Origin of the sequence: Mycobacterium paragordonae (assembly GCF_003614435.1) — a bacterium.
Lineage (GTDB): Bacteria > Actinomycetota > Actinomycetes > Mycobacteriales > Mycobacteriaceae > Mycobacterium > Mycobacterium paragordonae.
The window spans coordinates 1,494,736-1,517,886 of the sequence record NZ_CP025546.1; the positions used below are offsets into that span (position 1 = coordinate 1,494,736).

Genomic DNA, 23,151 nt, shown 5'->3' on the forward strand with positions numbered 1-23,151 from the left:
GGGCTACCGCAGCCGCAATCCGCGTGGCGTCCGGGAGAACCCGGCCTCGACCAGTGCGTCCAGCGCGGCCGCGGCCGGCCCGTCGGGGGTCAGCACCGGCACCCCGTTCGCCCGCTCGACCAGAAGGGACGCCACCCGCCGGGACGAGACGAGTTCGGCCAGCGCGACGGCTGCCGCGTGGTTGGCGTCCGGGTCGTCGGTGAACGTCAGCAGCGACCGTCCGCCGCGTTCGGAGAACCAGCACAGCTCCCCGTCCACCAGCACCACCAGTGCGCCGGCTTTGCGGCCCGGCCGCGCCGAACCTTCCGCCTGGGAACTGGGCCACGGCAGCGCCGCACCGTACGGGTTGGCCGGGTCAGTGGCGGCCAGCACGACGGCGCGGTAATCCGGGCGTTGCGGATCGACCCCGTCGAGGTAGCTGCGCAGCCGGTCGACCGTCGAGGCGACGGCGAACTGCGCCCCTCCCAGCGACTCGACGAAGTAGCCGCGCTGGCAGCGGCCGGCGTCTTCGAACCCGCTCAGCACCTTGTACAGCGTGGCGAAGCCGCCCGGTACGCCTTCGGCGGCCACCGCGCCCTTGGTCAGCACCCCGTGCCGGTTCAGCAACAGCTCCGCCTGGAAATGAGCCCGCAGCGTGGAGTCGGGCTCGGGCGGCGGCAGCGCCGACCATCGCCCGGCCACCGTCGGGTCGGCGGAGCGTTGCTGTGGATGCGCGACGCTGTAGCGGCTCAGCCGTGGTGCGCGATGGCTGCGGTGCGCCGGTGCCGAGCGTTTACGCGGGCCCGTGCTGCCGCCCAGCAGCGCGCGCACGGGTGCGAACGTGTCGCCGGTGACCCAGCCCGCCCAGACGAGCTCCCACAGCGCCGCCTTCAACTCAGCCTCGGAGCCGCCGGCCCCGGCGAGCTGACGGAAGAAGTAGGCGCCGCCCCCCGACAGTGCGTTCAGGATGCCGCGGTGCACGTCGGTGAACTCGATCTCGGTGGCTGTGGAAAGTGTCAGCGGCGCGGAGTCTGCGGGGTGCAGCGCGATCCAGCCGTCACTGCCCGAGATCGACCCCGCGCCCGACCAGGTCACTTCGCCGGTGGCGAGCAACTCGTCGAGCATGGCGGGGGAGTAGTCCCGCACCCGCGGTGCCAGCACCAGCGGCTCCAGCGCTGAGGCGGGTATCCGCACCCCGGCCAGCTGATCGATGACGGCCGCCAGCCGGTCCACCCCGGTGTCGGAGGTGCCCACTTGATGCCAGGCCGGCAGGAAGCGCCCATAGGCGGCGGTGCTGACCGGCTCGACCTGGGCGCGCAGCGCGGCCAGCGAACGGCGCCGCAGAATCCGCAGCACCTCCGCGTCGCACCACTGCTCGGATCCCGCACCGCCGGACCCCGAGACCGACCCCGCGGCGACGAACTCGCCGCGCACCAGACGTCCGTCGGCGGCCAGGCGGCCCAGCACGTCGGCGGTCACCCGCAACCCCAGCCCGAACCGGGCGGCCGCCTCGGCGGTGCTGAACGGGGTGTGGGTGCGTGCGTAACGGCCCAGCAGCTCTCCCAACGGGTCAGCCACCGATTCGGTGAATGCCGCCGGCAGGCCCACCGGGACCGCCGCCCCGACGCCGTCGCGCAGCCGCCCGATGTCCTCGACGGCCACCCACCAGCTGCGCCCGGCGAATGACACCGTCAGCGCGCGCCGGGCGGCCCGCAGGCCTTCCAGCCAGCCCCCGATGTCGGTGCCGTCCGAGGCGGTGACCCGCGCGGCCACCTCCTCCTCGGTCAGCGGGCCCAGCAGCCGCAGCAGGTCGGCGACGCCCTCGGCGTCGCGGGCGGCCCGATCGGACGAGAGGTGCTGCAGCTGACGTCCGGTGCCGGCGATGACGTCGGGGTCGAGCAGCTCGCGCAGTTCGACGCGGCCGAGCAGTTCGGCCAGCAGAGAGCTGTCCAGCGACAGAGCCGCCGCCCGCCGCTCGGCCAGCGGCACGTCGCCTTCGTACATGAATGCGCCGACATAACCGAACAGCAGCGACGCCGCGAACGGGGAAGGGCGGGCGGTCTCGACCTCCACCACCCGGACTTTGCGCTGGCCGATCTGCGCCATCAGGTTGGTCAGCGTCGGCACGTCGTAGACATCCTGCAGACACTCGCGGATGGTCTCCAGCACGATCGGAAAATCGGGGTACTTCCGCGCGACCGCCAACAGCTGCGCGGCGCGCTGGCGTTGCTGCCACAACGGTGAACGACGACCAGGATGGCGGCGCGGCAATAGCAGCGCCCGGGCGGCCGACTCCCGGAACCGCGAAGCGAACAGCGCCGATTCGCCGACTTCCGCGGTGACGAGCGGGTCGATCTCGTCGGGGTCGAACACGAACAGCTCGGCCCCCGGCGGTGTGTCCCCGTCGGTGGCAAAGCCGGTATCGGGCAGCCGCACCACGATGCCGTTGTCGGACGCGGTGGGCTTCTCGTCCAGGCCGTAACGTTCACGCAGCCGCCGGCCCACCGCCAGCGCCAGCGGCCCGTGCACCTGCAGGCCGTAGGGCGAGTGCAGAACCACCCGCCAGTCGCCCAGTTCGTCCCGGAACCGCTCGACCAGCAACGTCATATCGGTGGGGACCACCCGGGTCGCGGTCCGCTGCTCGTCCAACAGACCCCACAGGTTGTCCCTGGCGTACTCGTCGAAACCCCAACCCGCACAACGCTTATCGAATTCGTCTCGAGTGAGGGCGGCCAGTTCGCCGGTGAGCGCGCCCAGGGCGGCGCCGAGTTCGGCCGGGCGGCCGGCGTCGTCGCCGCGCCAGAACGGCAGCCGGGCGGGCTGCCCGGGCGCGGGCACCACCAGCACCCGGTCGTGGGTGATCTCGACGATGCGCCAGCTGGTGGCGCCCAGCGAGATCACGTCGCCGGGGCGGGACTCGTAGACCATCTCTTCATCGAGTTCGCCTACCCGCGAAGGCTTTTCGGAATCGGTGGCGAGGTAGACGGTGAACAGCCCGCGGTCCGGGATGGCGCCGCCGGAGGTGACGGCCAGCCGTTGGGCGCCGGGCCGGGCGGTGAGCGTGCCGTTATCGCGGTCGTACACCAGCCGCGGCCGTAGCTCGGCGAAGTCGGTCGACGGGTACTTGCCGGACAGCAGATCCAGCGTGGCCTCGAACACGCTGCGCGGCAGCGTCGCGAACGGCGCGCTGCGCCGCACGGTGTCGAACCAGCGGTCGGCATCCAGTGGCTCCAGCGCGGCCGCGGCCACGGTGTGCTGGGCCAGGATGTCGAGCGGGTTGGCCGGCACCCGCATGGTCTCGATCTGCCCGGTGAGCATGCGCTGCACGCTTACCGCACAGCCGATCAGGTCGGTGCGGTGTTTGGGGAACAACACGCCGCGGGACACCTCGCCCACCTGGTGGCCGGCCCGCCCGATTCGTTGCAGGCCGCTGGCCACCGATGGCGGCGCCTCCACTTGGATCACCAGGTCCACCGCGCCCATGTCGATGCCCAGCTCCAGGCTGGAGGTGGCCACCACCGCCTTGAGCTGTCCGCTCTTGAGGTCCTCTTCAACGATGGCGCGTTGTTCCTTGCTGACCGACCCGTGGTGCGCGCGGGCCAACAGAGTCGGCGCGCCGAAGCTCTGGCCGCTGCCCATCACGTAGGCCGGGGCGCCCCCGGCGACCTGTGCGTTGCCGCCCGTCGGCAGCTCGACGCCAGTGCGCTCGGCGTGAATCTCGTTGAGGCGTGCGGTAAGTCGCTCGGCCAGCCGCCGCGAGTTGGCGAACACGATGGTCGAGTTGTGCGATTCGATGAGGTCGACCAGACGCGCCTCGACATCGGGCCAGATCGAGTTGTTGGCCAGGTTGGCCATGTCGAGCACCGGCACCTGAACCGACAGCTCGACCGTCTTGGCCGACGGCGGCGCCACGATGGTGGTGGGGGACTGCCCGGAGAGGAACCGGGCCAGTTCCTCCGGCGGGCGCACGGTCGCCGACAGGCCGATGCGCTGAGCCGCGCGCCCCTCGCGCAGTTCGTCCAGCCGTTCCAGCGACAGCGCCAGATGCGCGCCTCGCTTGGTGGCCGCGATGGCGTGGATCTCGTCGACGATGACCGTCTGTACGCCGGCCAGGGTCTCGCGGGCCGCTGACGTCAGCATCAGGAACAGCGACTCGGGGGTGGTGATCAGTACGTCGGGCGGGGAGGTGACGAGCTGGCGGCGCTGCGCGGGCGGGGTGTCTCCGGACCGGACGCCCACGCTGATCTCGGGTGCCGGCAGGCCGCGGGCCTGCGCGAGCCGGGTCAGGCCTGCCAGCGGAGTGCGCAGGTTGCGTTCGACGTCGACCGCGAGCGCTTTGAGCGGCGACACGTACAGCACCCGGGTGCCACGCTGCCGGTCCGGCGCGGCCAGGCCGGCGAGGTCGTCTAACGCCCACAGGAAAGCGGCCAGCGTCTTACCCGAGCCGGTCGGCGCAATGACGAGCGTGTTGTCACCGTTGGCGATCGCCGTCCACGCCTCGGACTGCGCGGTGGTGGGCGCGGCGAAGGTGCTGGCGAACCAGTCGCGGGTGATCGCGCTGAACCGTGCCAACGCCGCTTCCGGCTGTGCGGCCGGGGTGGAAGTGCTCACCTTGCCATGGTGCCAAGGGGCACCGACAAGTGACTAAACCTGCGGCTTGAACCGTGCCGTCGCCATGGCTTCGGCCAACAGCGGGGGGATGTTGTTGACCCGGGCGATCGCGTCCAGCAGCGTGTGCGCGCAGGCGTCGGCGAGCCGGTCGGCTTCCAGCGTCTGGTCCATGATCCGCTGCCGGCAGGTCTCGAAGGTGAAGGCCAGCCAGCCGTTCAGGATGACCCGCAGGTCTCGTTCGACCTCGGCCTCGAGGGCGGCCTGTCCCGGTATCCCGCCCACCACCTCGGCGATGCGGGTCATGATGTGTTCCATCTGACGGTTCTTGGCCTCGTCGTCGATGCCGAGCAGAACCGGATCGGAGCGGCCGAGTCCGACGTATGCCGCCCAGGCGGCCTCCGGATTCTGTTCGTGGTAGGCCATGTAGGCCAGCACGCCCATCCGGATCTCCTCGAACATCGTCATGCCCGGAGAGGGTTGAGTGTTGGTCGCCGCGTAGAGCCGATCCGCTTCGTCCTTGACCACCGCGGCGAAGAACGCCCGCTTGTCAGGGAAGTAGTGGTACATCAGCGCACGCGAAACTCCGGCGCGCTCGGCAATCTCGTCGATCCGCACCTCGTCGTAGGGTCGCTTACCGAAGACTTCCGCCCCCAGAGCGAGCAGTTCGGCGCGTCGATCCTCAGGGGATAACCGCCTCCTGGCTGTCGCCATAAAGACAGATATTACTCACGGTGGATATGAAGGCGGTCACGGCGGATGGGTCGGCCGGGTTTTCGCTGCCTCGAGGAGCGGATCAGGGCTGTGAAATGGGCCGCAGCCGGTTTGCCGCGCGGGCGCGTTGGGTACTGAACGAAAACGCGTCGCGGTTGACGAAACCGGTAGCTGCCGCGAGCGATTGGCGAGATACAGAGGTGCTCCGATGCGAACAGCAGACGAGAGACTGCGCGGTGATCGCGCAAGTCAGGACGACAGAGAAGTCCACGCCGCCATCCGCTTCGCCGCCCTGGCGACTGCCGCCGGGGTGGGCTTCGTGGTGATAGCGGCCCTATGGGTCAGCACCTGCGGAGGCGCGAGCACCGACACCGTTGCCTGCGGTCCACCCGAGCGGACAATGCTCGCGTTCGGCGGTCCGGTGATTCTGCTGATCGCCGGCCTGTGGGCGTTCGTGCGCACCTACCGGGTGTGGCGAGACCAGGGCACCTGGTGGGGCTGGCACGGCGCCGGGTGGTTCCTGCTGACCTTGATGTTGGTGACTCTGTCCATGAGCGTGCCGCATATCGCCGGCCCGGCGCTCGCGCTGGCGCTCTGATACCAGCAAATCAGCCGGAAATAGTCAGGTCTGCGCCCTCCCAATCGTGTTCCTGGAGTTCTACCGTGGGTTATAGCGCCTGTTGAACAGGCCCTTCGGAATGGAATCGGAATTGAACGGAGAGAGTCATGGGGGACACTTATCGTGACCCCGTCGACCACTTGCGGACGACGCGGCCACTTGCCGGCGAATCGTTGATTGACGTGTTGCACTGGCCCGGCTACTTCCTGGTGGTGGCCGGGGTGATCGGCGGCGTCGGATCGCTGGCGGCTTTCGGCACCGGACACCACTCGCAGGGCGTGATCTCGGGCGTCGCGGCGGCCGTTGTCGCGGTGATCGGCGCCATCTGGCTGACCGTCGAGCACGCGCGGATTCGCCGGATCGCCGACCGCTGGTATGCCGAGCACCCGGAAGTGCAGCGCCAGCGGCTGGCCGGCTAGCGGATTGTTTGCTCGGCCCCGGTCGCGGTAGCGACGTATCGCGTCGGGAAGGTCACAGCGGGAAACCTGGTCGGCGGAGTTTTTCCGTACCGACAACGGGGTATCAAGTCTGGACCATGATGAGTACCGGCAGTCCTGCATTAGCGTGGTCACCCCATCATGGGGCACAGAATCACGACGACGCCGGCACAGACCCTTGTCGCAAGCGGGATTGTGCCGGTTATGTCTACTTCGCCCGCAACTGGTTAGATACCCGGTGGCGATCATGACCAACCGGCTCGACCCCTTGGTCCACGGCGGGCCGCAATCCGGCGCCCCTGCCGGGACCCCTGCCAGGAGTAGTGTCGGCCGAATATTGCCGGGAGGCCAGATGACCGATGCGGATCAGCGCGCTGACGGGCGCCAACGCGGATACCGCGCCGTCGAATTAAACGTTGCCGCACGCCTGGAGAACCTGGCCATGCTGCGCACGTTGGTCGGTGCCATCGGCACCTTCGAAGACCTGGATTTCGACGCCGTGGCGGACCTGCGGTTGGCGGTCGACGAGGCGTGCACGCGTCTGATCCGTTCGGCGACACCCGGCGCGGTCCTGACCCTGGTGGTCGACCCGCGGGACGACGAACTCGTGGTGGAGGCCTCCGCGGCCTGCGACACGCACGATGTGGTGGCCCCGGGCAGCTTCAGTTGGCATGTCCTGACCTCTCTGGCCGATGACGTCCAGACTTTCCATGACGGTCGCGAGCCCGATGCCGCGGGCAGTGTGTTCGGCATCTCGTTGACCGCGCGACGGGCGGCCCCCAGTAAGTGACTGCCAGTTGACAGAGCAAACTGCCGGCGGTTCCAATTCGCGTCCTAACGAATACGCCGATGTCCCGGACATGTTCCGTGAGCTGGCCGGCTTTCCGGCCGGCTCGGCGGAATTCCAGCGTCACCAGGACAAGATCGTGGAGCGCTGCCTGCCCTTGGCCGATCACATCGCACGGCGGTTCGAGGGCCGTGGTGAGCCACGCGATGACCTGATTCAGGTCGCGCGCGTCGGTCTGGTCAATGCCGTGGTTCGCTTCGACGTCGAAACCGGTTCGGACTTCGTCTCCTTCGCGGTGCCCACCATCATGGGTGAGGTCCGGCGGCACTTCCGCGATAACAGCTGGTCGGTCAAGGTCCCGCGCCGGCTGAAAGAACTGCACCTGCGGCTGGGCACCGCCACCGCCGAGTTGTCGCAACGGCTGGGCCGGGCGCCGACCGCGACCGAACTCGCCGCCGAACTGGGTATGGACCGCGCCGAGGTGGTCGAGGGTCTGGTGGCCGGCAGCTCCTACAACACGCTGTCCATCGACAGCGGCGGTGGCAACGAAGACGACGACGCGCGCGCGATCGCCGACACCCTGGGCGACGTCGACCAGGGCCTGGACCGCATCGAGAACCGCGAGGCGCTGCGCCCGTTGCTGGAGGCGCTGCCGGAGCGGGAACGAATGGTGTTGGTACTGCGGTTCTTTGAGTCGATGACGCAGACGCAGATCGCCGAGCGGGTCGGCATCTCGCAGATGCACGTATCCCGGCTGCTGGCCAAATCGCTAGCTCGACTCCGGGATCAGCTGGAGTAGCCGCGACTGCGGGGACCGCTTCGGCTCGTTGACCGGCAGCACGCCGTCCGGGTCGCAGATCCGCAGTAGCCGCGACACGGCCAGACTGGGTACCATCGCCCACCGCACATCGGCCCCCGAGCACACCACGTTGATCCGGTGTAACGCTGAAAAGCCAGCTGTGCCAATGAATTTGAGGCCGGTCAGGTCTAGGGTCAGCCAGTGGCAGTGCTTGACGCAGCGTGCCACGTATTCGGCGAGCAGGTCGGCGTTGGCGGCATCAAGCTCGCCGTACGCGCTGACCGTGCCCGAACCACGCTCCCACTGGGCGTTGAATTCGGCGTTCTCGCACTTCAGCCAAGTTTGGGTCACAGACATTTGTGAACTCCATCAGTCGACGATCATTCGTTGCTGTGGATCACATCAAGTAAGCGAAATGCCGCTGTCAGAATCGCACCTACCGGACGCAATATCCGGGCGGCTGTGAACTCAACCTATTTACGACCCTACCCGCGGCAGGGAGGGTCAACAAACGAAAGAGCCGGATTCACAGGAAGCGTCGAGTGTGCGGCTGCCGCGGCCTCGACGGCGTGTCGGACGTAGCCAGCGCACACTCGACGTAGCCAGCGCACACTCGACGCAGCCGGTCAGCGCCTACTTGATCTCGGCGAGCACCGTGCCCTGGGTGATGGCGGCGCCGGGCTCCACGGCCAGGCCGGTGATGACACCGTCCTTGTGCGCGGTGACCGGGTTCTCCATCTTCATCGCCTCCAGGACCACCACCAGGTCACCTGTCGCGACCTCCTGGCCTTCCTCGACGGCTACCTTGACCACGGTGCCCTGCATGGGCGCGGTCACCGCGTCACCGGAAGCCGTGGCGCCGCCGTGGGCACCCCGCTTACGCGGCTTGGGCTTGCGGCGCACCACGCCGACGGCGTCGGGCGCGCCGTTGGACAGCGCCAGATCGCCGGGCAGCGAAACCTCGACCCGGCGGCCGTCGACCTCGACAACCACCTTGTGTCGCGGGCGGCTCTCCTCCTCGTCGATCGGTTCCCCGCCGGTGAAGGGCTCGATCTGGTTGTCCCACTCGGTCTCGATCCAGCGGGTGTGCACGGTGAAGCCGTCGTCGTCCCCGATGAACGCCGGGTCGGAGACCACGGCACGGTGGAACGGGATCACCGTGGCCAGTCCCTCGACCTGGAATTCGTCCAGGGCGCGACGGGCGCGGGCCAGGGCCTCGTGGCGGTCGGCGCCGTACACGATCAGCTTGGCCAGCATCGAGTCGAACTGGCCGCCGATCACCGAGCCGGTCTCGACGCCGGAGTCCAGGCGGACACCGGGGCCGCTCGGCGGGTGGAACTTGGTCACCGGGCCGGGGGCGGGCAGGAAGCCGCGGCCGGCGTCCTCACCGTTGATCCGGAACTCGATGGCGTGGCCACGGGGCGTCGGGTCCTCGGTGATGTCCAGCTTCTCGCCGTTGGCGATCTTGAACTGCTGCAACACCAGGTCGAGGCCCGCGGTCTCCTCGGTGACCGGGTGCTCGACCTGCAGCCGGGTGTTGACCTCGAGGAACGAGATCAGGCCGTCCTGGCCCACCAGGTACTCGACGGTGCCGGCGCCGTAGTAGTGCGCCTCTTTGCAGATCCGCTTGGCCGACTCGTGGATCTCCTTGCGCTGCGCGTCGGTCAGGAACGGCGCCGGCGCCTCCTCGACCAGCTTCTGGAAGCGGCGTTGCAGGGAGCAGTCGCGGGTGCCGGCGACGACGACGTTGCCGTGCTGATCGGCGATCACCTGCGCCTCGACGTGGCGGGGCTTGTCCAGGTAGCGCTCCACGAAGCACTCGCCGCGACCGAAGGCGGCGACCGCTTCACGCACCGCCGACTCGTACAGGTGCGGGATCTCCTCGATGGTGCGCGCCACCTTCATGCCGCGTCCACCGCCGCCGAACGCGGCCTTGATGGCGATCGGCACGCCGTACTCCTCGGCGAAGGCGACCACCTCGTCGGCGTTCTTCACCGGATCCGGCGTGCCCGGCACCAGCGGAGCCTGGGCGCGCGCGGCGATGTGGCGGGCGGTGACCTTGTCGCCGAGGTCGCGGATGGACTGCGGGCTGGGCCCGATCCAGATCAGCCCGGCGTCGATCACCGCCTGGGCGAAGTCGGCGTTCTCCGACAGGAAGCCGTAGCCGGGGTGCACGGAATTGGCGCCGGACTTGGCGGCCGCGTCCAGCAGTTTGCCGAAGTCTAGGTAGGACTCGGCCGAGGTCTGCCCACCGAGTGCGAACGCCTCGTCGGCGAGGCTGACGTGCGGCGCCTCGGCGTCGGGTTCGGCGTAAACAGCCACGCTGGCCAGTCCGGCGTCCCGGGCCGCCCGGATCACCCGGACCGCGATCTCACCGCGGTTTGCGACCAGAACTTTGGAGATCCTCGAGCTGGCGTGACTGGGCACTAGCGCCTCCTGTATCGACGTCTTCTTGGTCTCTCTAGAAGAAATTTCTCTCTAAGAGATTTTCTTACAAGTCTTATCGGGGGAAGTTTATGCAACGCGCCGCGGACCCGGTCACGCGGTTCCCTATTCAGGCGCCTTCGCGCAGCCGCCTTTTGATTCGCGCCAGCATCGCCGACATACCGCGCAGCCGAAGTGGGCTGATCAGAGCGGCCAGACCCAGTTCTGTGTAGAAATCCTCCGGCACCGCCAGGATCGCGTCGGCCGGTTGCTCGTCCAGGCCGGCCGCCAGGATGGCGGCGAATCCGCGGGTGGTGGGTGCTTCGGCGGGAGCGCTGAAGTGCAACCGCACCCGCTGCGGATCGCTGGCGTCGACGTGAAGAAACAGCGGCGACTGGCACTCGGGCACCGGTTCCATCGCCGCCTCCGCCAGATCGGGCGGAAGCTCCGGAAGGTCGTTGGCGAACTCCAGCAGCAGCTGCAGCTTGTCCTGGCCCTGAACGTCGGCGAAGTCGGACACCACTTCTGCCAGGGGTGCCGGCATGCTCATCGGCTCACCGCCCCGGTACGTCACCTGGCTCAACGCCGGCGACGATCGGCACCCGCACGGTGTTGCCCCACTCGGTCCACGAACCGTCGTAGTTGCGCACGTCCGGCTTGCCCAGCAGATGGGTCAGCACGAACCAGGTGTGGCTGGATCGCTCGCCGATGCGGCAGTAGACGATGGTCTTGTCGTCGGGGTCGAGGTACCCGTACAGCTCGTCCAGTTCTTCGCGGCTGCGGAAGCGCCCGTTGTCGTCGGCCGCCTTGCCCCACGGGATGGAACGCGCGGTGGGAATGTGGCCGGCGCGCAACGCCCCCTCTTCGGGGTAGTCGGGCATGTGGGTGCGCTTGCCGGTGTATTCGTCGGGGGAGCGCACGTCGATCAGCGGCTGGCTGCCCAGGGCCTGCAGTACGTCGTCTTTGTAGGCACGGATCGGTGCGTCGTTGCGTTGCACGACGGGGTAGCCGGACGAGGTCCGGCGCGGCACGTCCAGCGTGGTGTCGCGCCGCTCGGACAGCCACAGGTCGCGTCCGCCGTTGAGCAGCCGCACATCGGGGTGCCCGAACAGGGTGAACACCCACAGTGCGTAAGCCGCCCACCAGTTGCTCTTGTCCCCGTAGATCACCACGGTGTCGTCGCGGGCGATGCCTTTGCTGTCCATCAGCGCGGCGAACTGTTCGCCGTTGATGTAGTCGCGTACGCGCGGGTCATTGAGATCGGTGTGCCAGTCGATCTTGACGGCGCCGGGAATGTGGCCGACGTCGTAGAGCAGCACGTCCTCGTCGGACTCGACGATCGCCAGACCGGGGGAGCCGAGGTGAGCGGACAGCCAATCGGCGGTGACGAGCCGTTCTGGATGGGCGTAGGCCTGCAGGGTGGGGCTGGGATCCGGGGGAAGCGGCACGTCCTAAAGCCTACTCAGTGCTTGCGCACCACCCGTTCGGCCTGGCCGGGCTTCCAGATGGTGACGTCCAAGTGGCCGTCGCTGAGGTGGACCGCCGACGCCCCGGTGAGGTCGACGCCGATGAGGTCGAACTCCTGGCCGCGCAGGTCGAGGCCGATGTCGTCGAACAACGCGTCGGCGAAGCGCTGGTGCAGCGCGCTGGAGGGGGCGACATACGGCGCGACATAGGCCCGTCCCCACAGTTTCGCGTCGCCGTCGGTGACCTCGGTGTCGACGGTCGCGGTGTGCAGGCACAACCGCGGATCACGTTGCAGATCCCGGTATTTGGTGGTGTCTGGCATGCCGGTGATCCACAACGTGTCCTCGAATATCCGCGGCTCCATCGGGCTGATCCGCGGGAAGCCGTCGGCGCGCAGTGTGGCCAGCATGCACAGATTGCGCGTGGCGCGATGACGACGGATGAAGGTGGCGGCGATTTGTGGGGCCTGTTCGGCGAACTCGGTCCAGGTGGCCATGGTTGACCAGGTTAGGACGAGGGTCTGACATTCCCCGCCCACACATCGGCGACCGATAACTCGCAGCGTGCCAGCAGCGAGCGCAGCAGCGGCAGGCTCACACCGATCACGGTCGACGGGTCACCGCCGACGCCGTCGATGAACCAACCGCCCAGGCCGTCCAGTGTGAATGCCCCGGCGACCCGCAACGGCTCGCCGCTGGCCAGGTAGGCCTCCAGGTCGGAATCCGTGGGAATCCCGAAATGCACTGTGGTGATTGATGTTTCGGCCTCCGTGCGGACGACGGTGTGGTCCCGGAGCTGGATCAGGCAGTGCCCGGTGTGCAACCGCCCGGTACGCCCGGCCATCGACCGCCACTGCCGGCGCGCGTCGTCGGTGGAGGCCGGCTTGCCGCACAGCTGACCGTCCAGATAGAGCATCGAATCACAGCCCAGGACAACGCAATCCGCGGTCACGTCCCGCGAGTCGAGCGTGGCCGCCACATGTTCGGCCTTGGCGCGGGCCAGCGCGCAGACCACCTCGTCGGCAGGGGCGCCGGGTCCCAGCGCCTCGATCAGCGCGTCCTCGTCGATGCCGGAGACCCGCACCAGCGGATCGGCGCCGGCCTGACGCAGCACTTTGAGCCGGCCGGCAGAGGCCGACCCGAGCACCAGCCGCGTCATTGGCGCATGTGTGTCATTTCCTGCAGGGTGATGCGCTGCCAGCTGTAGACGGGGTAGCGCAACTTGTCGACCGGCAGGCCCCAGCGAGACGGCTCGGGCGGGGCCGGCTCCGGCGCGTGGCCGATGGTGCCCAGGACGGCGACCAGCGCGGCCAGCTCCTGGTCGGTGGGGTGCCCGCGCAGCACCTGGAGGTGCGGTTCGTGGGGCTGCGGCGCCTCGGTGCTTTCGGTGCCTTCGGCCTCTTCGGTCACGTCAGTGCTCACAGGGCCCTGATCGTTCATCTCGCTCCCGTCGCTCGCTGCGCTCGCTCCGCTCGCTCGACTCACAGGGCCCTGATCGTTCATCTCGCTCCCGTCGCTCGCTCCGCTCGCTCGACTCACAGCGGAATGTTCCCATGCTTCTTCGGCGGCAGCACCGCGATCTTCCGTTCCAGCAGCCGCAGCGCCGTCCCGATGTAACCGCGGGTGTGCGACGGCGGGATGACCGCGTCGACGTAGCCGCGCTCGGCGGCGATGTACGGGTTGACCAGCGTGTCCTCGTACTCCTGCTGCAACTGCAGCCGCAGCGCGTCGACGTCCTCGCCGTTCTTCGCCGCTTCGGCCAGCTTCTGCCGGTAGACGAATCCGACGGCACCCGAGGCGCCCATCACGGCGATCTGCGCCGTCGGCCACGCCAGGTTCACGTCGCAACCCATGTCCTTGGAACCCATGACGCAGTAGGCGCCGCCGTAGGCCTTGCGGGTGATCACGGTGATCTTCGGGACGGTCGCCTCGCCGTACGCGTACAGCAGCTTGGCGCCGCGGCGGATGATTCCGTTGTATTCCTGGCCGGTGCCCGGCAGGAAGCCCGGCACGTCCACCAGCATCACGATCGGGATGTTGAAGCAGTCGCAGGTTCGCACGAACCGGGCGGCCTTCTCCGAGGCGTTGATGTCCAGGCAGCCGGCGAACTGGGTGGGCTGGTTGGCGACCAGCCCGACCGGCCGGCCGTCGACGCGGCCGAACCCGACCACGATGTTCTGGGCGTATCCCGCCTGGATCTCCAGGAACTCGTCGTCGTCGAGGATGCGGGTGATGACCTCGTGGATGTCGTAGGGCTGGTTGGGCGAGTCCGGGATCAGGGTGTCGAGCTCGATGTCCTCGTCGGTGAGGTTGTCCTCGATCGCCCCGACCGGCACCGGGATGGATTCGCGGGGGGCGTCGGTGGCGTTGTTGGGCGGCAGGTAGCTCAGCAGGTCTCGGACCCAGTCGAAGGCATCCTGCTCGCCGGACGCGACGTAGTGCAGCGTGCCCGACTTGGCCATGTGCGTGTGGGCGCCGCCGAGTTCCTCCATGGTGACGTCCTCACCGGTGACGGTCTTGATGACGTCTGGCCCGGTGATGAACATCTGGCTGGTCTGGTCGACCATGATCACGAAGTCGGTCAGCGCGGGGGAGTAGACGTGCCCGCCGGCCGCGGCGCCCATGATCAGCGAGATCTGCGGGATGACGCCGGAGGCCAGGATGTTGTTGCGGAAGATCCGGCTGTACAGACCCAGGGAGACGACGCCCTCCTGGATGCGGGCGCCGGCGCCGTCGTTGATGCCGATCAGGGGCCGGCCCGTCTTGATGGCCAGCTCCTGCACCTTGACGATCTTCTCGCCGTAGACCTCGCCGAGGCTGCCGCCGAATACGGTGGCGTCCTGGCTGAAGATGCACACGTCGCGCCCGTCGATGGTGCCGTAGCCGGTGACGACGCCGTCGCCCACGGGACGGTTCTTCTCCAGGCCGAAGTTGGTGCTGCGGTGCTTGGCCAGCGCGTCCAGTTCGACGAACGAGTCCTCGTCGAGCAGCGCGGTGATGCGCTCGCGCGCCGTCAGCTTGCCCTTGGCGTGCACCTTGTCGACGGCGGCCTCACCGACCGGGTGCAGCGACTCTTCTCGGCGCTTGTGCAGCTCGGCGAGCTTGCCCGCGGTGGTGTGGATGTCGATGGTGTGCTCGGCAGCGGGTTCGGCCGTGTGGTCGGCAACGCTTGTCATGGGAGTCGATGTTATCGGCAGCCCCCTGCCCCGTCCTTAAGCAGCCCTTAAGTAGTCTCCGGGGATGGGCGCCCACAACGCGGTGGACTGGTCGGAGGAACACGACGTCCTGGTCGCCGGGTCCGGCGGAGGGGGCGTCACCGGCGCCTATACCGCCGCCCGCGAGGGTCTGGACGTGCTGCTCATCGAGGCGACCGACAAGTTCGGCGGCACCACCGCGTACTCCGGGGGCGGCGGCGTCTGGTTCCCCTGCAACCCGGTGCTGCTGCGCACCGGCACAGACGACACGATCGAGGACGCGCTCACCTACTACCACGCCGTGGTCGGGGACCGGACTCCCCGCGACCTGCAGGAGACCTTCGTCCGCGGCGGTGCGCCGCTGATCGAATACCTCGAGCAGGATCCCGACCTCAAGTTCGTGCCGCTGCCGTGGCCCGACTACTACGGCAAGGCGCCGAAGGCCCGCCTGGACGGCCAGCGCCACATCGCGGCGAAGCCCCTGAAGGTGGCCGCCGCGCCGGAACTGCGCGACGCGATCCGCGGGCCGCTGGACACCGACAGGCTCGGCGCACCGACCCCGCCCGACTATTACGTCGGCGGTCGGGCCCTGATCGCGCGGTTCCTCAAAGCCATCGGCCAGTACCCCAACGCCGCGTCGCGCCGCAACACGACGCTGGTCGAGCTGGTTGTCGCTGACGGCGCCGTCCAGGGCGCCATCGTCGAGAGCGAGGGCAAGCGCACGGCGATCCGCGCCCGACGCGGGGTGCTGCTGGCCGCCGGGGGCTTCGAGAACAACGACGAGCTGCGCCACCGCTACGGTGTGCCGGGCGTCGCCCGCGACACCATGGGCGGCCCGGGCAGTCTGGGCCGGGCCTTGCAGGCGGGCGTCGCGGCCGGTGCCGACACCGATCTGCTGGACCAGGCCTGGTGGTCGCCGGGCATGAGCCATCCCGACGGCCGCTCGGCCTTTGCGCTGTGGTTCACCGGCGGCATCTTCGTCAACCAGGACGGCAACCGGTTCGTCAACGAGTCCAGGGCCTACGACCGGGCCGGCCGCGAGATCATCGCCCAGTTGCGCGACGGCTCCCTGACCCTGCCGTACTGGATGATCTACGACGACAGCGAAGGCGAGCGACCGCCGGTCAAGGCCGCCAACGTCTCCATCGTCGAGACGCAGAAGTACGTCGACGCCGGGCTGTGGCACACCGCCGACACCCTCGAAGAGCTGGCCGCCAAAATCGGCGTGCCGGGCGACCGGCTGGCCGCGACCGTCGCCCGGTTCAACGAATTCGCCGCCGCCGGCGCCGACGAAGATTTCGGCCGCGGCGACGAGGCCTTCGACCGGGCGTTCTCCGGCGGCGCGTCTCCGCTGGTGCCGATCGACACGCCGCCGTTTCACGCCGCGGCGTTCGGCATCTCGGATCTGGGCACCAAGGGCGGTTTGCGCACCGATACCGCCGCGCGCGTGCTCGACACCGCGGGCCGGCCGATTGCGGGGCTGTACGCGGCCGGCAACACCATGGCCGCGCCCAGCGGGACGGCCTATCCGGGCGGTGGCAACCCGATCGGCACCAGCATGTTGTTCAGTTACCTGGCTGTGCGGGACATGCTGGATAGGCTGACCCGATGAGTGATCAGCTCACCCCGCTCGACGAGGCCGCACTGCGGGCCCAGGTGATCGGCGGCCAGTCCTACTGGCAGCGCCTGGACGTCGTCGCGCAGACCGGTTCGACGAACGCCGATCTGCTGGCGCGCGCCGGGTCCGGGACCGACATCGACGGGCAGGTGCTGATCGCCGAGCACCAGACCGCCGGACGCGGGCGCCACGACCGCCAATGGGCATCCCCCGGCGAGCAGATCACCATGTCGGTCGGCGTGCGGGTGGACGACGTCCCCACCGCCGGCTGGGGCTGGTTGTCGCTGGCCACCGGGCTGGCGGTAGCCGACGCGGTGGCCACCGCCACCACCGTCGAAGCGGGTCTCAAGTGGCCCAATGACGTGCTGGCCGGACACGGCAAACTGGCCGGCGTCCTGGCCGAGGTCACCCGGCCGTATGCGGTGATCGGGATCGGCCTGAACGTCACCGCGGCCCCACCCGGGGTGGCCGGGGCGACGTCGCTGCGCGACGAGGGCGTCGCGCACCCCGACCGGGACGTGCTCGTCTGTCGCATCCTGCGCGAACTGGGCGAGCGGATCACCGGCTGGCGGGCCGCCGACGGCGCCGACCCACAGTTGGCCAGCGACTACCGCGCACGCAGCCTGACACTGGGCTCGCGGGTGCGCGCTGAACTGCCCGGTGGCCGGCAGATCGTCGGGATCGCTCGCGACGTCGACGACCAGGGCCGGCTGTGCCTGGAAACCTGGGACAGCGATGCCGCCAAGTCCGGCGAGACCGTCGTGGTTTCCGCCGGCGACGTGGTGCACCTGCGGTAATCTCGCGCGACATGGGCTACCCCGACAACGCGCTGGCCGCCGGCGAGCAGGTCGTGATTCACCGTCACCCACACTGGAAGCGGCTGATTCTGCCGGTGCTGACGTTGTTGCTGGTGACGGGCCTGGCGGCGCTCGGGTCGGGCTTCGTCAACTCGACTCAGTGGGCGCAGCTGACCAAGAACATCCTGCAGGGCGTCATCTGGGGCATCTGGCTCATCATCATCGGCTGGCTGACGGTGTGGCCGTTGTTGACCTGGCTGACCACGCACTTCGTCGTCACCAACCGGCGGGTGATGTACCGCCACGGTGTGCTGACCCGCAGTGGTATCGACATCCCGCTGGCGCGGATCAACAGCGTGGAATTCCGGGACAAGATCTTCGAGCGGATGTTCCGCACCGGAACGCTGATCATCGAGTCGGCGTCTCAGGACCCGTTGGAGTTCTACAACATTCCGCGGCTACGCGAGGTGCACGCGCTGCTGTATCACGAGGTCTTCGACACCCTGGGCTCGGAGGAGTCGCCCAGCTGAGCCGACCCGAGCCGGCCGGTGCCCTTGCCCCGGCGGTTGCGCCAGGACTTCAGCAGCGTGACGTTCCCGCCTTCCAGTTCGTCCTCGAAGACTTCGGCGATGCCACCGGCCGTCAACGCCGACTCCAGCGCCTTGTCCGGGTTGCGTGCGAACTGGTCGGGGAAGACCCAGCGCCGGAACGCCCAGAAGCGGAACGCCATCTGCAGCAGGTTCCCGATGATGTAGGCCGACAGGAAGTCGGCAAGGTTCTCCATCGTCAGGGTCACGTTGGGCACCCGCAGTTGCAGCACGTAGCTGGAGAACCACAGCGGGGCCATGCTCAACAGCACACCCACGCCGCTGAACGCGAAGAACAGCAGCGCTTCGTGATGGCGCTCACGACCGCCGCGGTCCCGGAAGCTCCACTCGCGGTTCAGCACGTAGGAGGCGATGACCGCGACAATCCCGGCGATAACCTTCGCGGTGACCGGCTTCGGTTCCAGAATTGTCAGCTTCAGCGTGTAGAAAATCGCTGAGTCAATGATGAATGTGGTGCCGCCGACGATGGCAAATTTGATCAGCTCGTGGTGGCGCATCGCAAAGGGTTGAACCACCCCGGGGAGGCGCGCAATTGTGGCATCGGCAAAGGACACAGCACGCCAGTCTACGGACGATCTCGAATTCGACGCAAAATGGTACATAACAATTTGGTACGAGAGCCGGAAAACACGCCGGTCAGCCACCGTGACAACATGATGGCCGTGCCGAGACCCCGTACCCCGCTGGTGGCCATGGTCGGCGGTGGCCAACTGGCCCGGATGACCCATCAGGCCGCCATCGCGCTCGGGCAGAGCCTACGCGTGCTGGCTAACACCGCCGACGAGCCCGCCGCCCAGGTCGCCCCCGACGTGGTGCTCGGCTCGCACACCGACCTGGAGGACCTGCGCCGGGTCGCCGCCGGTGCCACGGCGCTGACCTTCGACCACGAGCATGTGCCCACCGAACTGCTGGTCAAGCTGGTCGCCGAGGGTGTCAACGTGCTGCCGCCGCCGGAGGCGCTGGTGCACGCGCAGGACAAGCTGGTCATGCGGCGGCGCCTGGAGGCTCTGAGTGCGCCGGTGCCGCGCTATGTCGGCATCGAGGACCCGGACGCTCTCGGCGAGCTGGACAGGTTCGCAGCAGACGTCGGCGGCCCGCTGGTGGTCAAGGCGGCGCGCGGCGGCTACGACGGCCGCGGCGTGCAGATGCCGCGTGATCTTGCCCACGCCCGCGACATTGCGGGCGAATACCTGGCCGGTGGGGTGTCGGTGCTGGTCGAGGAGCGGGTGTCGCTGCGTCGTGAACTCTCCGCGCTGGTCGCCCGCTCGCCGTTCGGTCAGGGTGCGGCGTGGCCCGTGGTGGAGACGGTGCAACGCGACGGCATCTGCGTGCAGGTGATCGCGCCGGCGCCGGATCTGGCCCCGGCCGTGGCGTCCGACGCCCAGCGGCTCGCGCTGCGGCTGGCCGCGGAGCTGGGCGTGGTCGGTGTGCTGGCCGTCGAACTGTTCGAGACAACGGGGAGCGCTGCTGGGCCCCTCCTAGTCAATGAGCTCGCGATGCGGCCGCACAATTCCGGGCACTGGACCATGGACGGTTCCCGCACCAGCCAGTTCGAGCAGCACCTGCGGGCGGTGCTGGACTACCCGCTGGGCGACACCGACGCCACCGTGCCGGTGACGGTGATGGCCAACGTGCTGGGCGCGGCGCAGACCCCGGAGATGGGCATCGACGAACGGCTGCACCACCTGTTCGCCCGGATGCCCGACGCGCGCGTTCACCTCTACGGCAAGACCGAGCGCCCCGGTCGCAAGGTCGGGCACATCAACTTCCTCGGCACGGATGCGGCTGGGCCGCAAGACCTCGCCGAGCTGCGCGAACGTGCAGAGTTGGCGGCACATTGGCTGTCGCACGGGCAATGGACGGATGGATGGGATCCACATGACTAACCCCCGGACTAACCCCCGTGTCGGCGTGATCATGGGCAGCGACAGCGACTGGACGGTGATGCAGGACGCCGCGGTGGCGCTGACCGAGTTCGACGTGTCACACGAGGTTCGGGTGGTGTCGGCGCACCGCACCCCCGGTGTGATGTTCGACTACGCCCGTCAGGCGGCCGACCGCGGCATCGAGGTGATCATCGCCGGGGCGGGCGGCGCCGCGCACCTGCCGGGCATGGTGGCCTCCGCCACGCCGTTGCCGGTCATCGGCGTGCCGGTACCCTTGGCCAGGCTCGACGGCCTGGATTCCCTGCTGTCGATCGTGCAGATGCCGGCCGGTGTTCCGGTGGCGACGGTGTCCATCGGCGGCGCCCGCAATGCCGGTCTGCTGGCGGTGCGGATGCTGGGATCCGCCGATCCGGAACTACGGACGCGCATCGTCGCGTTTCAGGATCAGCTGGCCGAGACCGTGCGAGCCAAGGATGCGGAACTGCAGAGACTTGCGGGTAAGTTAGCCCGCGAATAGGAAAGAGGAGGCTGGCGAAGATGGCTGGTTGGGCCGGAGACGCGTCGTTCGATTTGTTCCAGTTGCCGGAGGAACACCAGGAGTTGCGGTCCGCGATCCGCGCGCTGTCGGAAAAGGAGATCGCGCCGCACGCCGCCGACGTGGATGAGAACTCCCGGTTCCCGCAAGAGGCGCTGGACGCACTCAATGCCTCCGGTTTCAACGCCGTGCACGTCCCGGAGGAATTCGGCGGCCAGGGCGCGGATTCGGTGGCGGCCTGCATCGTCATCGAAGAGGTGGCCCGCGTCGACGCGTCGGCTTCGCTGATTCCCGCGGTCAACAAGCTGGGCACCATGGGCCTGATCCTGCGCGGCTCCGACGATCTGAAGAAGCAGGTGCTGCCTTCGATCGCGGACGGGTCCGCGATGGCCTCCTACGCGCTGAGCGAACGCGAGGCGGGCTCGGACGCGGCGTCCATGCGCACCCGGGCCAAGGCCGACGGCGACGACTGGATCCTCAACGGCGCAAAGGCGTGGATCACCAACGGCGGCAAGTCGTCCTGGTACACCGTGATGGCGGTGACCGACCCGGACAAGGGCGCCAACGGCATCTCGGCGTTCATGGTGCACATCGACGACGAGGGTTTCACCGTCGGTCCCAAGGAGCGCAAGCTCGGCATCAAGGGCTCACCCACCACGGAGCTGTACTTCGAGAACTGCCGTGTCACGGGCGACCGGATGATCGGCGATCCCGGCACCGGATTCAAGACGGCGCTGGCCACCTTGGACCACACCCGCCCGACGATCGGTGCGCAGGCGGTCGGCATCGCCCAGGGCGCGCTGGACGCAGCGATCGCCTACACCAAGGACCGCAAACAGTTCGGTCAGTCGATCAGCGACTTCCAGGCGGTGCAGTTCATGATCGCGGACATGGCCATGAAGGTGGAGTCCGCGCGGTTGATGGTCTACTCCGCGGCGGCGCGTGCCGAACGCGGTGAAGGCAACCTCGGCTTCATTTCCGCGGCGTCGAAGTGCCTGGCTTCCGATGTGGCGATGGAGGTCACCACCGACGCTGTGCAGCTGTTCGGCGGCGCCGGATATACCGTCGACTTCCCGGTCGAGCGCATGATGCGCGACGCCAAGATCACTCAGATCTACGAGGGCACCAACCAGATTCAGCGCGTGGTGATGTCGCGGGCGCTACTGCGCTGAGCACACATCGGGTAGATGGCATGCAGTTTCCTCAACTGGGGAGAAAACCCCAGTCCAACCGCCTAGTATCCAGCTGACGACCAAGTCCCCGCGATTGAGCAGCCAGTCGGGGTGGCAACGAACGCGCAGGGCCGGTGTCGGCGTACTCGTCGCCGCGATCGCGCTGTCGTGCCGCTTAAACGTGTCCACTGCTCAGGGGGGTGTGAGGTGACGGACGCAATCGCGCCTGCGCACCCAGAAGTGACGGGTCCTTCATGACGTTGGCTAGTCCGGTCGACCCGGCGGCGAGCTGGCAATCGCTGTCTTTGCTGTTGGTGGAGGACGACCGCGCGGACGCCGTGCTCGTCGAGGAATTGATCGCCGACACGGTCGCCGACATCGAGGTGGTGTGGGCGCAGTCGATGGAGCATGCCGAGCGCCAGCTCGCCTCCGCGCGGCCGGACTGCGTCCTGCTCGACCTGAACCTGCCCGACGCCAACGGAATCGACGCGCTGGACCGCATCCTCAAGAGCGATGCGACCGTGCCGATCGTCGTCTTGACTGGACTCAACGACGAGTACTTCGGCGCGTCCGCGGTAGCTGCGGGAGCCCAGGACTATCTGGTCAAGGGCCGCGTCGAACCCGAGATGCTGCGGCGCGCGCTGTTCTATGCGATAGAACGCAAGCGCGCCGAGTTGATCAGCGCCGACCTGCATGCCAGTCAGCTTCGCGCCCGGGAGAACGCGCTGCTCGAGCGGGGTTTGCTGCCGTCTCCGCTGTTACTGGACGACCCAGGCGTTGACATCGTGGCCCGGTACCGGCCGAGCCGGGAGAACGCCCTGTTGTGCGGCGACTTCTACGACGTCGTGCAAACCCCCGACCGGGTCACCCAGGTGCTCATCGGTGACGTAGCCGGGCACGGCCCGGACGAGGCTGCGCTCGGAGCGGCGTTGCGGATCGCTTGGCGCACACTGACTTTCGCCGGCATCCACGGGGTGGAACAGATGCGTCAGCTGGAACGCGTGCTGCACGCCGAACGTGCCGAGAACGGCGTCTTCGCCACTGTGCTCAGCCTGGCGATCCCGGCGCAGGGCGCGGTCACCGCGATCCGCGCGGGACATCCGGGAATGTTGCTGCACGGCCGCGGTTCGGTGGAGTGGATCGAGCCGCCCTACGGCCCGGCACTGGGCCTGCGCGGCAGCGACTGGCCACAGCACGAGCTGGACGTCCCGGCCGGCCACGGGTTGCTGCTGCTCACCGACGGGCTCTTCGAGGGGTACGCGGGCCGCGGCTCGCGCCGGCTCGGCGAGGACGGCTTGCTGGCCCTCGCGCGCGGGCACGCGGAGCTGGGCGGTGCGCAGTTCGTCGACGCGCTCATCGACGGAGCTCAGGCGCTGGCTCAGGACCAGGGCGGGCTCACCGACGACATCGCGGTGGTCCGGGTGCAGCGGACCGGCCCCTCGTGAGGAACGACGCGTCGGGTTCGCTGCCGAAGAAGCAGCTCACCGTGCGGGGATGGCTCGCCCTCG

Annotated in this window: 22 protein-coding genes; 11 read left to right on the forward strand and 11 right to left on the reverse strand. The window is 68.5% G+C overall.

The annotated features are described in order from the left end of the window. Positions 1-3: 3 nt before the first annotated feature. Together C0J29_RS06940 and C0J29_RS06945 are read right to left on the reverse strand one after the other, a co-directional pair. Positions 4-4,590, reverse strand: coding sequence for an ATP-dependent helicase (locus tag C0J29_RS06940; protein ID WP_120791861.1), 4,587 nt, complete (start codon positions 4,588-4,590; stop codon positions 4-6). A 33-nt stretch (positions 4,591-4,623) separates the two neighbouring features. Continuing rightward, positions 4,624-5,301, reverse strand: a complete 678-nt coding sequence (locus tag C0J29_RS06945) for a TetR/AcrR family transcriptional regulator (protein ID WP_065162075.1) — start codon at positions 5,299-5,301, stop codon at positions 4,624-4,626. 208 nt (positions 5,302-5,509) lie between these two features. On the opposite strand from C0J29_RS06945, the gene C0J29_RS06950 reads away from it, so the two are divergent. The 4 genes from C0J29_RS06950 (at position 5,510) to C0J29_RS06965 (ending at position 7,943) form a co-directional block, all read left to right on the forward strand. Then, positions 5,510-5,899, forward strand: coding sequence for a hypothetical protein (locus C0J29_RS06950; RefSeq protein ID WP_120791862.1), 390 nt, complete (start codon positions 5,510-5,512; stop codon positions 5,897-5,899). A 128-nt stretch (positions 5,900-6,027) separates the two neighbouring features. Next, positions 6,028-6,339, forward strand: coding sequence for a protein UsfY (gene usfY, locus C0J29_RS06955; RefSeq protein WP_065046355.1), 312 nt, complete (start codon positions 6,028-6,030; stop codon positions 6,337-6,339). Between the two features lie 370 nt (positions 6,340-6,709). Beyond that, the gene (locus C0J29_RS06960) at positions 6,710-7,147 is read left to right on the forward strand and encodes an ATP-binding protein (protein ID WP_065046357.1); all 438 of its coding nucleotides are present in this window, start codon (positions 6,710-6,712) and stop codon (positions 7,145-7,147) included. A gap of 7 nt (positions 7,148-7,154) precedes the next feature. After that, positions 7,155-7,943 (forward strand): RNA polymerase sigma factor SigF, encoded by a 789-nt coding sequence (locus C0J29_RS06965; RefSeq protein WP_120791863.1) that lies wholly within the window; start codon positions 7,155-7,157, stop codon positions 7,941-7,943. On the opposite strand, the gene C0J29_RS06970 is transcribed toward C0J29_RS06965, so the two are convergent. The 8 genes from C0J29_RS06970 to C0J29_RS07005 all read right to left on the reverse strand — a co-directional run bounded on the left by C0J29_RS06970 (position 7,914) and on the right by C0J29_RS07005 (position 15,009). Then, positions 7,914-8,300 carry an STAS domain-containing protein gene (locus tag C0J29_RS06970; protein ID WP_174814823.1) on the reverse strand — a complete coding sequence of 129 codons (387 nt, stop codon included), beginning with the start codon at positions 8,298-8,300 and terminating at the stop codon, positions 7,914-7,916. The two genes, C0J29_RS06965 and C0J29_RS06970, sit on opposite strands and share 30 nt — an antisense overlap. Positions 8,301-8,576: 276 nt before the next feature. Beyond that, positions 8,577-10,370 (reverse strand): acetyl/propionyl/methylcrotonyl-CoA carboxylase subunit alpha, encoded by a 1,794-nt coding sequence (locus C0J29_RS06975; RefSeq protein ID WP_120791865.1) that lies wholly within the window; start codon positions 10,368-10,370, stop codon positions 8,577-8,579. 127 nt (positions 10,371-10,497) lie between these two features. Next, entirely contained in the window at positions 10,498-10,917 is a 420-nt protein-coding gene (locus C0J29_RS06980; RefSeq protein ID WP_065046444.1) for a SufE family protein, read from the reverse strand. A 4-nt stretch (positions 10,918-10,921) separates the two neighbouring features. Beyond that, positions 10,922-11,815, reverse strand: coding sequence for a sulfurtransferase (locus C0J29_RS06985; protein WP_120791866.1), 894 nt, complete (start codon positions 11,813-11,815; stop codon positions 10,922-10,924). Positions 11,816-11,829: 14 nt separating this feature from the next. Beyond that, a complete protein-coding gene (locus C0J29_RS06990; RefSeq protein WP_120791867.1) occupies positions 11,830-12,330 on the reverse strand; it encodes a pyridoxamine 5'-phosphate oxidase family protein in 501 nt (166 codons plus the stop codon). Between the two features lie 11 nt (positions 12,331-12,341). Continuing rightward, positions 12,342-12,992, reverse strand: a complete 651-nt coding sequence (locus tag C0J29_RS06995; RefSeq protein WP_120791868.1) for a Maf family protein — start codon at positions 12,990-12,992, stop codon at positions 12,342-12,344. Further along, positions 12,989-13,372, reverse strand: coding sequence for an acyl-CoA carboxylase subunit epsilon (locus C0J29_RS07000; protein ID WP_371872364.1), 384 nt, complete (start codon positions 13,370-13,372; stop codon positions 12,989-12,991). Before C0J29_RS07000 ends, C0J29_RS06995 begins: the two co-directional genes overlap by 4 nt. Further along, complete coding sequence (locus tag C0J29_RS07005) at positions 13,369-15,009, reverse strand: acyl-CoA carboxylase subunit beta (RefSeq protein WP_120791870.1); 1,641 nt, start codon at positions 15,007-15,009, stop codon at positions 13,369-13,371. The genes C0J29_RS07000 and C0J29_RS07005 overlap by 4 nt, the downstream gene beginning before the upstream one ends. A 64-nt stretch (positions 15,010-15,073) precedes the next feature. Here C0J29_RS07005 and C0J29_RS07010 point away from each other — a divergent pair, with 64 nt between their 5' ends. From C0J29_RS07010 to C0J29_RS07020, 3 genes are read left to right on the forward strand one after another with little or no spacing between them, the layout of a single operon-like run. Beyond that, on the forward strand, positions 15,074-16,639 hold the full coding sequence (locus C0J29_RS07010) for an FAD-binding protein (RefSeq protein WP_120791871.1): 1,566 nt from the start codon (positions 15,074-15,076) through the stop codon (positions 16,637-16,639). Next, positions 16,636-17,442, forward strand: coding sequence for a biotin--[acetyl-CoA-carboxylase] ligase (locus C0J29_RS07015; protein ID WP_120791872.1), 807 nt, complete (start codon positions 16,636-16,638; stop codon positions 17,440-17,442). Before C0J29_RS07010 ends, C0J29_RS07015 begins: the two co-directional genes overlap by 4 nt. 11 nt (positions 17,443-17,453) lie before the next feature. After that, entirely contained in the window at positions 17,454-17,972 is a 519-nt protein-coding gene (locus tag C0J29_RS07020) for a PH domain-containing protein (RefSeq protein ID WP_065162083.1), read from the forward strand. Here the strand turns inward: C0J29_RS07020 and C0J29_RS07025 are convergent. Next, entirely contained in the window at positions 17,927-18,604 is a 678-nt protein-coding gene (locus C0J29_RS07025) for a GtrA family protein (protein ID WP_065046380.1), read from the reverse strand. The two genes, C0J29_RS07020 and C0J29_RS07025, sit on opposite strands and share 46 nt — an antisense overlap. Before the next feature lie 99 nt (positions 18,605-18,703). On the opposite strand from C0J29_RS07025, the gene C0J29_RS07030 reads away from it, so the two are divergent. The 4 genes from C0J29_RS07030 to C0J29_RS07045 all read left to right on the forward strand — a co-directional run bounded on the left by C0J29_RS07030 (position 18,704) and on the right by C0J29_RS07045 (position 23,088). Then, entirely contained in the window at positions 18,704-19,936 is a 1,233-nt protein-coding gene (locus C0J29_RS07030) for a 5-(carboxyamino)imidazole ribonucleotide synthase (RefSeq protein ID WP_065162090.1), read from the forward strand. Continuing rightward, on the forward strand, positions 19,929-20,453 hold the full coding sequence (gene purE, locus C0J29_RS07035; protein ID WP_120791873.1) for a 5-(carboxyamino)imidazole ribonucleotide mutase: 525 nt from the start codon (positions 19,929-19,931) through the stop codon (positions 20,451-20,453). The genes C0J29_RS07030 and purE overlap by 8 nt, the downstream gene beginning before the upstream one ends. Before the next feature lie 20 nt (positions 20,454-20,473). Next, on the forward strand, positions 20,474-21,643 hold the full coding sequence (locus tag C0J29_RS07040; RefSeq protein ID WP_120791874.1) for an acyl-CoA dehydrogenase: 1,170 nt from the start codon (positions 20,474-20,476) through the stop codon (positions 21,641-21,643). Positions 21,644-21,897: 254 nt separating this feature from the next. Continuing rightward, entirely contained in the window at positions 21,898-23,088 is a 1,191-nt protein-coding gene (locus C0J29_RS07045) for a PP2C family protein-serine/threonine phosphatase (protein ID WP_120791875.1), read from the forward strand. The last annotated feature ends 63 nt before the right edge of the window (positions 23,089-23,151 follow it).

Bases quoted from the DNA above. Each gene is read 5' to 3' on its own strand.
- C0J29_RS06945 (WP_065162075.1), bottom strand. From the start codon at position 5,301: ATGGCGACAGCCAGGAGGCGGTTATCCCCTGAGGATCGACGCGCCGAA.
- C0J29_RS06950 (WP_120791862.1), top strand. From the start codon at position 5,510: ATGCGAACAGCAGACGAGAGACTGCGCGGTGATCGCGCAAGTCAGGAC.
- usfY (WP_065046355.1), top strand. From the start codon at position 6,028: ATGGGGGACACTTATCGTGACCCCGTCGACCACTTGCGGACGACGCGG.
- C0J29_RS06960 (WP_065046357.1), top strand. From the start codon at position 6,710: ATGACCGATGCGGATCAGCGCGCTGACGGGCGCCAACGCGGATACCGC.
- C0J29_RS06970 (WP_174814823.1), bottom strand. From the start codon at position 8,300: ATGTCTGTGACCCAAACTTGGCTGAAGTGCGAGAACGCCGAATTCAAC.
- C0J29_RS06980 (WP_065046444.1), bottom strand. From the start codon at position 10,917: ATGAGCATGCCGGCACCCCTGGCAGAAGTGGTGTCCGACTTCGCCGAC.
- C0J29_RS06990 (WP_120791867.1), bottom strand. From the start codon at position 12,330: ATGGCCACCTGGACCGAGTTCGCCGAACAGGCCCCACAAATCGCCGCC.
- C0J29_RS06995 (WP_120791868.1), bottom strand. From the start codon at position 12,992: ATGACGCGGCTGGTGCTCGGGTCGGCCTCTGCCGGCCGGCTCAAAGTG.
- C0J29_RS07005 (WP_120791870.1), bottom strand. From the start codon at position 15,009: ATGACAAGCGTTGCCGACCACACGGCCGAACCCGCTGCCGAGCACACC.
- C0J29_RS07010 (WP_120791871.1), top strand. From the start codon at position 15,074: ATGGGCGCCCACAACGCGGTGGACTGGTCGGAGGAACACGACGTCCTG.
- C0J29_RS07015 (WP_120791872.1), top strand. From the start codon at position 16,636: ATGAGTGATCAGCTCACCCCGCTCGACGAGGCCGCACTGCGGGCCCAG.
- C0J29_RS07020 (WP_065162083.1), top strand. From the start codon at position 17,454: ATGGGCTACCCCGACAACGCGCTGGCCGCCGGCGAGCAGGTCGTGATT.
- C0J29_RS07030 (WP_065162090.1), top strand. From the start codon at position 18,704: ATGATGGCCGTGCCGAGACCCCGTACCCCGCTGGTGGCCATGGTCGGC.
- purE (WP_120791873.1), top strand. From the start codon at position 19,929: ATGACTAACCCCCGGACTAACCCCCGTGTCGGCGTGATCATGGGCAGC.
- C0J29_RS07040 (WP_120791874.1), top strand. From the start codon at position 20,474: ATGGCTGGTTGGGCCGGAGACGCGTCGTTCGATTTGTTCCAGTTGCCG.
- C0J29_RS07045 (WP_120791875.1), top strand. From the start codon at position 21,898: ATGACGTTGGCTAGTCCGGTCGACCCGGCGGCGAGCTGGCAATCGCTG.